The sequence below is a fragment of the Motilibacter deserti genome (assembly GCF_011250635.1).
Taxonomy (GTDB): domain Bacteria; phylum Actinomycetota; class Actinomycetes; order Motilibacterales; family Motilibacteraceae; genus Motilibacter_A; species Motilibacter_A deserti.
This window is the reverse complement of sequence record NZ_JAANNP010000069.1, coordinates 1-10,234: the sequence shown is the minus strand read 5'-3', so window position 1 is coordinate 10,234 and position 10,234 is coordinate 1. Positions and strand designations below refer to the sequence as shown.

At 73.3% G+C, this 10,234-nt stretch carries 8 protein-coding genes; 5 read left to right on the top strand and 3 right to left on the bottom strand.

The window, feature by feature from the left end; all coding sequences use genetic code 11:
• A partial coding sequence (locus G9H71_RS19210; RefSeq protein WP_166284402.1) for a hypothetical protein occupies window positions 1-252 on the top strand: 252 nt, incomplete at its 5' end.
• Window positions 253-271: 19 nt separating this feature from the next.
• Window positions 272-1,312 (top strand): ABC transporter substrate-binding protein, encoded by a 1,041-nt coding sequence (locus tag G9H71_RS19205; protein WP_166284401.1) that lies wholly within the window; start codon window positions 272-274, stop codon window positions 1,310-1,312.
• A gap of 83 nt (window positions 1,313-1,395) precedes the next feature.
• Here the strand turns inward: G9H71_RS19205 and G9H71_RS19200 are convergent, their stop codons facing one another.
• Window positions 1,396-2,916 (bottom strand): S8 family peptidase, encoded by a 1,521-nt coding sequence (locus G9H71_RS19200; RefSeq protein WP_166284403.1) that lies wholly within the window; start codon window positions 2,914-2,916, stop codon window positions 1,396-1,398.
• A gap of 302 nt (window positions 2,917-3,218) precedes the next feature.
• On the opposite strand from G9H71_RS19200, the gene G9H71_RS19195 reads away from it, so the two are divergent.
• Window positions 3,219-3,563, top strand: a complete 345-nt coding sequence (locus tag G9H71_RS19195; RefSeq protein WP_166284400.1) for a nuclear transport factor 2 family protein — start codon at window positions 3,219-3,221, stop codon at window positions 3,561-3,563.
• Between the two features lie 103 nt (window positions 3,564-3,666).
• Here the strand turns inward: G9H71_RS19195 and G9H71_RS24700 are convergent, their stop codons facing one another.
• Window positions 3,667-5,751, bottom strand: coding sequence for a CARDB domain-containing protein (locus tag G9H71_RS24700; protein ID WP_166284399.1), 2,085 nt, complete (start codon window positions 5,749-5,751; stop codon window positions 3,667-3,669).
• 263 nt (window positions 5,752-6,014) lie between these two features.
• Between G9H71_RS24700 and G9H71_RS19185 the strand changes: the two genes are divergently transcribed.
• Window positions 6,015-6,494 (top strand): M15 family metallopeptidase, encoded by a 480-nt coding sequence (locus G9H71_RS19185; RefSeq protein WP_166284398.1) that lies wholly within the window; start codon window positions 6,015-6,017, stop codon window positions 6,492-6,494.
• A 66-nt stretch (window positions 6,495-6,560) separates the two neighbouring features.
• Here the strand turns inward: G9H71_RS19185 and G9H71_RS19180 are convergent, their stop codons facing one another.
• Window positions 6,561-9,569, bottom strand: coding sequence for a hypothetical protein (locus G9H71_RS19180; RefSeq protein WP_166284397.1), 3,009 nt, complete (start codon window positions 9,567-9,569; stop codon window positions 6,561-6,563).
• 194 nt (window positions 9,570-9,763) lie between these two features.
• On the opposite strand from G9H71_RS19180, the gene G9H71_RS19175 reads away from it, so the two are divergent.
• The coding region (locus G9H71_RS19175; RefSeq protein ID WP_166284396.1) for a GAF domain-containing protein at window positions 9,764-10,234 on the top strand (471 nt) is incomplete at its 3' end.

The following is a 10,234-nucleotide window of genomic DNA, read 5'->3' as shown; positions in this document are numbered from 1 at the left end:
GACGCCTTCGACGCGGAGGTGGAGAAGGTCACCGCCGACCCCACCACGCTGCAGGCCGCGTGGAAGGAGAACGGCCTTTCGGCACCGACCATCGACTTCCTGAAGACCGTCCCCGTCTCCGACCTGCTGCCCGTGGACGCCGCCGCGCAGCAGTCGTTCCAGACCGAGGCCGACTTCTGGGCCGACCAGAAGGTCATCCCGTCCTCGGTGGACGTGAAGGCCTCGAGCGTCGACGTCGCGTCGCTCAAGTGACGCAGGAAGGGAGCTTCACATGACGACATCAGCCGCTCCCGAGCTGGACGCCATCTGGTTCACCCGCTGCCCCGTCCCCACCGCCAGCGGCATCGCGCACAACCTCGGCTGGCTCGACGGGGAGTTCGCCCCCGACGGGATCGCCGTCGGGGTGCTGCAGGACGCCCCGCCGGAGATCGCCCGCCACCACTTCGACCACGAGCTGCCCGGGCTCTTCCGGGAGGGCGGCAACGTCCCGGCCCTGGTCGCGCGCTCGCAGGGGGCGCGTACCCGGCTGCTCGGGCTGACCTGGATCGAGGAGCGGCAGGCGATCGTCGTACGCGCCGGCTCGGGCATCGACGCCGCCGCAGCGCTGCGCGGGGCGCGGGCGGCGGTGCCGGAGTGGGCCGCCACGAAGGGCCAGAGCTTCCCGCGGGCGATGGCGGTCTCCGGTTTCGCCGGCGCGCTCGCCTCGGCGAGGCTCGGCCTCGGCGACGTGGAGCTCGTCGAGGTGACGGACGACCCGGACCCGTCGGTCGGCATCGACGCCGCCTCCCGGGACGCGTTCTGGCCCGGGCTGCGCGAGCTCGCCGACGGACGGGTGGACGCGGTCTACGTCAAGGGTGCGCGCGCGGCCGAGCAGGCGGCCGCCGTCGGTGCCGTCGTGGCGGTCGACCTCGACGCGCTGCCGGACCGCCGGCACCGGGTCAACAACGGCACGCCGCGGCCGATCACCGTGCACGAGAGCCTGCTGCAGGCGCGGCCCGACCTCCTGGTCCGCTTCCTGCGCCGCACCCTGCAGGCCGCCGACTGGGCCGCGGCCCACCCGGAGGAGGTGCGCGCGATCCTGGCGCGCGAGACGCGGTCCGGGGCGGAGGGGGTCCGGACCGCGTACGCCGAAGGCTTCCACCTCGCGCTGCACCCGAGCCTGGCCGCCGACCGGCTGGACCTGCTCGCGCAGCAGGAGGCCTTCCTGCACGCGCACGGCTATCTCGCCGAGCGCGTGTCGGTCGAGGAGTGGGTCGACGCCGGGCCGCTGGCCGAGGCGCGCGCGACCGTCGCGGCGGCGGCCTCGGCCTGACCGGGGCCGCCTCGACGGAGGACGCGCCGCACGATCCCCGCTCCGTGCGGGACCGTGCGGCGCGTCTCGCGTCGAGGGCGGCGTCAGCCGGTCGACAGGCTCCACGAGTCGAGGTAGCCGGTGTCGGTGCGATAGACGTCCTGCGCGCGCAGCCGCCAGGTGCCGGCCAGCGGCTGGCTCGAGGCGTCGACGGTGTAGGTCGCGACGACGTCATCGGCGCCGTCCCGGCTGTTCGCGGCCTTCAGCTGCACGGTCGCTCCGGTCGGGGCGACGAGCGTGAGCACGACGTCACCGCGGAAGGTGTGGCGTACGGCCACCGAGACCTTCAGCGCGGCCGGCGCGCTCCCGCTGACACCCGAAACCGAAATTGCGGATTCGACAGCAGGCCCCGCGTCCGGGATCGGGAGGTCCGTGTCGTTGGACCAGCTGCCCGGGGTCGGGGTCGGGGTCGTGGGTGGCGGCGTCGCCGTGCCGCCGGAACCGGTGGAGAGCAGCAGGTTCGGCGACCCGGTGCCGGGGCTGCCGACGACGCCAGGCGTCGCCGCCGCCAGGAGCGCGTCGCGCACCGCGGCCGGTGCCGCGGACGGGTTGGCCGACAGGTAGAGCGCCGCGGCCCCGGCCACGTGCGGTGACGCCATCGAGGTGCCGCTGATCGTGTTCGTCGCCGTCGGGTCCGTCCACCAGTCGGAGGTGATCGCGCTGCCCGGCGCGAAGAGGTCGAGGCAGCTGCCGTAGTTCGAGTACGACGCCCGCGTGTCCGTCGACGTCGTCGCCCCGACCGTGATGGCCTCGGCCGTCCGCGCCGGCGAGGAGCTGCACGCGTTGGTGCTCTCGTTGCCGGCCGCCAGGGCGTACGTCACGCCGGAGGTGATCGAGTTGCGCACGGCGGTGTCGAGCGCGGACGATGCCGACCCGCCGAGGCTCATGTTCGCCACCGCGGGCTTCGCCGCGTTCGCCGTCACCCAGTTGACGCCCGCGATGACGCCGGAGTTGCTGCCGCTGCCCGAGCAGTTCAGCACGCGCACCGAGACGAGCCGCACGGCCTTCGCCACGCCGTACGCCGCGCCGCCCACGGTCCCGGCGACGTGCGTGCCGTGCCCGTTGCAGTCCTGGCCGTTCCGCCCGTCGCCGATAGCGTCGTAGCCGGCGGTGGCCCGGCCGCCGAAGTCCTGGTGCGCGGTGAGGATGCCGGTGTCCACGACATACGCGGTGACGTTGGCGGCATCGGTCGCGTACGTGTAGGACCCGCTGAGCGGGAGGGCGCGCTGGTCGATGCGGTCGAGCCCCCACGTCACTGGGCTCTGTGTCGCGGCCAGGCTCACGACGGTGTCCTGCTCGACGTAGGCGACGCGCGGGTCCGCGGCGATGCGGCGCGCCGTGCGGTCGTCGGAGCGGAGGGCGAAGCCGCGCACGGAGGCGTCGAAGACGGTGTCGGCGCGCTCGCCCTGCTCGGCCGCCACGTCGCGCGCGTTCTCCCGGGTCTGCTCGGCGGGCAGGGCGGTGCCGTCCTTGAGGACGACGATGTACGCGCCGGCGATCGGGGTGGCCCCCGCCGGCACGCGGACCGGGGCCTCGGGCGGTGCCGCGGCGGCGGACGCGTTCATCGGGACGGCGAGCAGGCAGGTCGTGCCCGCGGCGACCGGCAGCAGCCAGCGGGCCAGCCGGCGCGGCGAAGCGGAAGTGGTCACAGGGCTCCTCGGGGACCGGGCGAGGGCCGGCAGCCCTCACGCTCCGAGCCGAGTATGCGCCGCTAAGTGACGGTTTGTCCTGAGCGATCTTCGGGCGCCGGCGACGGCGTTGGGCGGGGTGCCCGCCACCGGGCCGCTGGGGCTCGGCCTGCTGCTGCCGCGTCCACGGGCGCTGCCGGGTCTCGACAGCCCGGCGGCCCGGTGCGACGTTGACGAGCATGGCCGACGACGACTGCATCCCCGACGGCGACGCCATCACCGCCGACGACCTCAGCGCGCTCGTCGCGCGGATGACCGAGGCCGCGGACGCCTACATCCGGCCACTCGCACGGGCACGACGCGGCGACGTCCGGCACTACCTCTCGCTCTTCGACCACCCGTCCGACTACACGCTGATGCCGCCCTACGGCGGTCCGACCTCGGTTGGGTTCGAGTTGCGTGTCACCCTCGTGTTCCGTCGGGACGGGGAGCGCTGGCAGGTCGTGCACCGGCACGCCGACCCGCTGGTGCGGGCGATCCCGTTCGAGCACTGCGCGCAGCTGGCTCGCGGACTCACGGAGTGAGAGGCGCCGCGGGCCGGAGGCGCGCCACAGCGGGCGGCCACCGCACAGCGCCCGGCCCGGCGAGCAGGCTGCTCGCCGGGCCGCGTGACCGCACGGGCGCGGGTCAGAGGGTGATCGACCAGCTGTCGATGAACCCGGTGTCGGCGCTGAACGCGTCCCGGGCCTGCAGCTTCCAGGTGCCGTTGACGGACTCGGCGGAGACGGGGACCTGCAGGTCGAGCACCACGTCGTCGGCGCCGTCGGTCGTGGAGGAGGCCTTGATGTTGTAGGCGGAGCCGTCGGGCGCGAGAAGGTCGACGACGAGGTCACCGCGGAACGTGTGCTTGATCGTCCCCGTCACCTTGACGACGGAGGTGGTGCCGGTACGGCCGGAGACGCTGATGGCGGAGGTGACCGCCGCGCCGGCGTCGGGGATGGTGACGTCACCGGCGTTGGTGTAGGTCTGTGCACCGGGGGCGGGCGTGGTGGGAACCGTGGCCACCGCCATCGGCACGGTCGAGGAGTTGTTCGTCTCGTTGTTCTCGGCGACCACGTTCGTGCTGTCGGCCGTCACGACGAGGGTGTGGTTGCCGGCGGTCGCGACCCAGGAGCTCGGCACGGTGCCGGTGATCGTGGTCGTGTAGTTGGGGCTCAGCGTCCCGTTGAACGAGCCCGTCTGCACCTGCGCGCCGTCGACCTTGAACGCCACCTGGAACGCGCCGCTCGCGACGGTGCCGCGGTTCACGACCTGGGCGGTGAACTGCACGGGCTGGCCGGCGACAGGAGCGACCGGGGCGAAGCTCAGGCTCGAGACCTGCAGGTCGATGCCCTGCGGCTTGGGCGCGACCGTCAACGACTCCTGGTAGCGGTTGTTGAACTCGTCGGTCTCGGCGATGTTGCCGCCCCACACGCTGCTCGAGTGGTCCACCGACGCGGCCACGGTCCGCACGCCCTCCGTCGCGGTCCACGGCGCGCCCGACCCGCTCGCTGTCACCGTGGTGGAGGCGCCGACGGGCAGGGAGGCGGTGGTCGTGGCGGTGCCGGCGAGGTAGTTGTCGGCGGTGAACTGGACGGTGTTGGCCACGCCCGCGGGGCTCGGCCCGTTGCCGATGTTCTTGATCACGGCGCTGAAGGTCACCGCGTCACCGCTCTTCGGGCTGACCGGGTTCGCCGTGATGTCCGTGACGACGAGGTCGGGCTTGGGGTCCGGGTCGAAGGCGGTGACGGTGTAGTTGAACGACGTCGGGACGTTCGTGCCCGTCACCCCGGTGATGCTGACGGTGAAGCGGACGTCGGCTGCGGGAGCGGCCATGGTCGCCCCGTCGGCGATGTCCGGCACCTGCCAGACGAGGGTGTTCTCGCCGTACCCGGTGGTGACCGGCTGCTTGGCCACCGCGTACGCCACGCCGTCGCGGGTCATGGTCACGGTCGCGTTGGTGAAGTTCGCGCCCGGGTAGGACAACGACCAGCGCTGGAAGATGACGTTGATGGGCACGTAGCCGGCCGGCGGCCAGGCGACGTGGCCGGTGCGGACCGCCGGACGCGGGCCGCCGGCGTTCGCGTCGGTGACCCAGAGCGAATTGGCCTGCGTTCCGGTCGGGACGTCACCGGTGCCGAACTTCTGCGTCTGGGGGTAGAGCACCCAGCGCCGGTGGCCGACGGCGGTATTGCCCGCGCCGCCGTCCTTCATGTAAGCGGTGATCGCGTCGGCGCCGGACGAGCCCAGGCTCAGGTTCGACTTGAGAGCGGCCTGCGTGCCGTCCGCGGTGTTGCAGGGCCACGCGGCGTCCGGGGTGTGGCTGAGCGCGCCCTTCGCCGACATCATCAGCGCGGCCTGCTGGGCCTTCGCACTGGTCGTCGGGTCGATCGTCGTGCTCGCGGGCACGCCGGCCATGGCGCGGAAGTAGTTGATCCGTTTGGCGACCGAGTCCTTGAACGCCTGGCTCGTCGTCCCTGCGACGCAGCCTCCGGCGTTCCCGGTCCACCCGGCGGCCGGCGACGGGGTGTAGTCCGAGCGGAAGAACGCCAGCGAGCCGGCCCGCGTCGACAGGTCGACCGCCGCAGTCGTCGAGACCGTGCTGCTGTCGGCGGCGACGTCCGCCGAGGCGGCTGCGGCCCCCGCTCCGAGAGCTCCTGTGATGACAGCCGTCGCGGCGGCGGTGACGGCGACGGCCCGGGTGACGGTCTGCAGCGCGCGGGAGATGCTCATGGACGTAGCTCCTCGGTGGAGTGCCTGCTGGCTGATGACGAGAAGCCTGCCGTCGCCGCGGCCTGCGGTCTGTGCCGTGCGTGACCCGCCGAGCGTTCGCCTGCTGACGGAGCGGGGCCGAGGTGTCCCCGACGTGCAGTGGGGCCACGACGCCCGGGTGCCGGGGCCCTCGTCCTGCGGTACCGGTGGGCAGGTCCTCCGGTCGACAGCTGCGGCACCTTGGCCCGAGGCCCGGGGAGGCCTGCGCGACGAACCCTGGTGGCATGCCTTCCCCCCGCGTCCTGCGGCTGCCCGCCGCGCTGCTCGTCCTCGCCATCGCCACCTTCGTCGCCCCGCAGGTCTCCTCCGGTGACGAGGGGAGCCTCGACCCCGAGCTCACCCGGCGAGTGGATGCCGCGCTGGCCGCCGCGCACGCCGACGGCGTGCGGCTCGAGGTGACGTCCGGCCGGCGCAGCGCCGAGCACCAGCAGCGGCTGCTCGACGAGGCCATCGAGAAGTACGGGTCCCGCAGCGCCGCGACGCAGTGGGTGCTGCCGCCGGAGGACTCGGCGCACGTGCGCGGGGAGGCGGTGGACGTCGGGCCGGCGGAGGGGATGGCCTGGCTGCAGGAGCACGGGGCGGCGTACGGGCTGTGCCGGCGCTACGCCAACGAGCCCTGGCACTTCGAGCCTCTCGTCGAGCCCGGCGGCCGCTGCCCGGCTTTCGAGCCGCACGCGGTCGCGAGCGGCGACGACGCCGGGTGAAGCACGACGGCGGGTGAAGCACGACGGCGGCGCCCTCCCAGAGGAGGGCGCCGCCGTGGGGAAAGGTCAGCTGACCGTGACGTCGCTCCCCGGGCTCGTGGAGGCGGTGTAGCCCGCCACGCCCCCGACCCGGGCCTCGACCTTGCCGCTCTTCGCGGGCTTCACGCTGATCGAGTACGTCCCGCTCGCCGTGGAGGTCGCGGTCCCCAGCAGCACGGCCGCCGTGCCGTCCGACGGGACGAGGTAGACCTTGACTGCGAGGCCGGCCGCGACGCTGGTCGTGCCGCCGGCGGTCCGGGTGACCGAGCCGCTGGCGACGGTGGCGGTGCCCTTGACGACGGCCGCCTTGCTCAATGTGAGCGTCGCGCCGGTGCCGTAGTCCTGCACCGTGAGGTCGGGCAGGTCTGCGGTCGCTGCGGGCAGGCCCGCCACGCCGGCGAAGACCACGCGCACCTTGCCGCCGTACGTCGGGGCCGCGCTGATCGCGTAGGACCCGTCCGCCGTGGTGGCGGCCGTCTTCAGCGCCGCCCACGTCGTCGTGCCGGCCTTCTGCACCTGCAGCGTCACCGTCTTGGCCGCGACGCCAGTTGTCGCGCCGGCGGTCCGTGTCAGCTTGCCGGTGACGGTGTACGCGGCCTTGTAGAGCACCGAGGAGCCCGCGGGGGACGCGGTGAGTGCCGTGGTGGGCAGGTCGACGGTGAGGCCGCCGATGCTCGCCTTGGCCGCGGGCAGCCCGGCCGCGCCGGCGTACGAGACGCCGAGCGCCCCGCCGTACGTCGGCTTCACGACGACGGAGTACTCCCCGTTGGCGTTGGTGACGCCGCTGGCGAGGGTCGTGGCCGTGGTCGCGCCGGGCTTGGTGATCTGGACGGCGACGCTCTTCGCGGCGAGCGGCACGGCGCTGTCCTGGGTCTTGGTCAGCTTGCCCGTGACGGTCACCGGGTCGCCGTAGAACACCGTGTCCTTGTCGGCGGCGGCGGTGAGCGTGGTGGTCGGGTTGTCGATCGTGAGCGCCTGGGCCGAGGACGCCGCCGCGTTGAACGCCGCGTTGGCCGCGAGCTTCGCGGTCACGGTGCCGCTCGCCGTGCCGGTGAACGTGATGGTGGCGACGCCGGAGGCGTTGGTGACCCCGCTGGCGAGGGTGGTCGCCGTCGTCGCGCCCGTCTTCAGCAGGGCCAGGCTGACGCTCTGCGAGGGCACCGGGACCTGCTCGCCGGACCCGTCCTCCCGGGTGAGCGTCACGGTGCCGGTGACCTTGTCGCCGTACCACGCCTCGTCCGTCGACAGCGAGAGGCTGGCGTTCGGCGTGCACTTCGTCGTGTTGACGTCGACCGTGTTCGCGGCGTTCGAGAGGTCGAAGGCGCCCGCGGCCTTGGACCGGCTGCTGAGCGTCAGTTGGCCGCTGAGCGCCAGGTCTCCGGCGGCCACGCCCTTGGCGTCCGTCACGACGCTCTTGGCCACCGCTGGCGCCGTCATCGTCGCGGTCCTGCGCAGCACCTCGACGGGCAGACCGTAGACCGGCAGCCCGGTGGCCGTGTCGACCACGGTCGCGCCGACGGGCGCTGCGGCACCGGTGCACCCGGCGTAGGACGCGGCGGCCGAGCCGGCCACCCTCGTCGTGACGGTCGCGGCGCGCTTGGGCGTGGTGGCGAACGTGACCGGGACGCGGACCGTCGCCGACTGGCCGTTGCTTCCGGTGACCGTCGCGGTGACGAAGGTCGCGGCGGTGAGGACGGCCGGGCACGTGACGTCGGTCTGCTCGGCCGTCGGGTCGGAGATGATGCAGGAGGCGTTGCCGGCCTTCCACTGGACGGTCGTGGTGACGCCCGCCGGGATCTGCTGCGAGACCGTCGCCTGCGTCGGAAGGCCTGGTATCGCGGGGTTGTTCACCGTTGCGCTCGCTCCGACGACGGTGGGTACGCCGGCGCTCCCGCCGCCGCTGCCGTCACCGCCGCCGATGAGGTACTTCGAGTCGGCCGCGTTCCAGTGCGTCGCGAGGTAGGACCCGGCGGGCGGGAACGTCGAGAAGTAGTCGTCGCTGTTGCAGTCGATGAGGTACTCGTTCTCCACCGGGCAGATCTGCTTCATCGTCGAGACCGGCCCGCCGTCGCGGTAGCACATGGTGTCGCTCTCGTCCCAGCAGTGGCCGGCCTTCGTGCTGTGCGGAGCGCCGTTCTGCACCGCCCCGAGGGTGTGCACGAGCTCGTGCGCCTCGACGCTGTGCCCGCCGTTCGAGCCCCAGCACTGGGGGTCGATGCGGGCGTACTGCGCGGCGTAGCCGTTGTTCAGATTGTCCTGCGTCGCCTTCTCGTCGGTGTACGTCGTGGCGATGCCGCAGTACTGCGTGCCCTCGGTCCACATGACGTACTTGCGATTCGCCAATCCGAAGCCCGCTGTCCGCATCGCGCTGATGGTCGCGTTGAAGGAGGAGAGGCTGCCGGCGGGGAGGGTGACGTTGAGCATGGACGCCTTGCAGGTGCCCGTCCCCGTCGTGACCCAGCGCAGCTGGCGGACGCCGCCGGTCAGCGCCGCGGAGCGGTTGACGACGTCGTCGACGCCGGCCGCCCACTGGTAGAGGCTCGGGAGGAGGCTGCTGTAGCGGTTGGCCTTCCCGACCTCGGTCACGTAGACGCCCTGCACGCGGAACCCGCTGGTGCCGTCGCCGTCACACGTGACGTCGGAGCCGGCGGCGTACTGCGCCGGGGTCGGGACGCCGAGCTCGTTCGCCGCCATGACCGCGAGCGCCGACGCCCCCTTGCGTTTGACCGCGTCCGCAGTGGAGAGCGGCTTGCGCACGTCTACACCCGGCGGCGCCTCGTCCAGGTGCGCGCACGCGTCGGGCAGCCCCGGGACCCGCACCGTCAGCACCTCCGGGCAGGCCGACTGGTCGACCTCGAGCCCGGTGTAGACAACGCCTGCCGCCGGGTTCTCCGGCGGCAGGTCGTAGAAGTTCGGAAGCACGGCGGCGCTGGTCGTCCCCCCGCCGCCGAGCGAGGCGGCGAGGGCGACCGCGAAGGCCCCCACCCCGAGGGTGCCGGTGACGGCGGAGACGGCGATTCGCTGGCGGAGGCCCATGTCCCAGTGATCGACGGTGCAGATCGCCCCATGCATAGGCCACTCAGGGGGGTCGCAGGGCGCCGAGCGGGCCGGTGAATACCGCGGGCCGGGGCGGTGGGGAAGCGGCCGGGCGGGTGAGCGAGGTTCCGTCGCCGCCCGCGGGGGAACGTCGCTGGCGACACGGGGTCATCAGCTGCGGGAGGAGGCGCTCCGTGAGCTCGACGCACGAGGTGTTGCAGGAGCTCGCCGGCATAGTCCTCGCCGACGAGCCGCTGGAGGCGGTCCTCGACCGGTTGACGGCCCTCGCTCGGGACGCGGTCGAGCCCGCGGAAGACGTCTCCCTGACCCTGGTGGAGGGCGACCGGGCCTGGACCGCGGCCCACACCGGGCAGCTCTCGCTCGACGCCGACGAGCTGCAGTACGAGCGCGGCTACGGGCCCTGCATGGACGCGGGGCGGGCCGGCATCACGCTGCTCATCTCCGACATGCGCACCGAGGAGCGGTGGCCGGCCTACACGCCCGCCGCCGCCGAGCGCGGGGTCGGCAGCTCGCTGTCCGTCCCGCTGCCGCTGCAGTCCTCGGTCATCGGCGCGCTGAACGTCTACTCCACGCACCCCCGAGCGTTCGACGACCCCGGCGCGGCGCTCGTCGGGGAGGAGGTCGCCCGCTACGCCGCCGTCGCC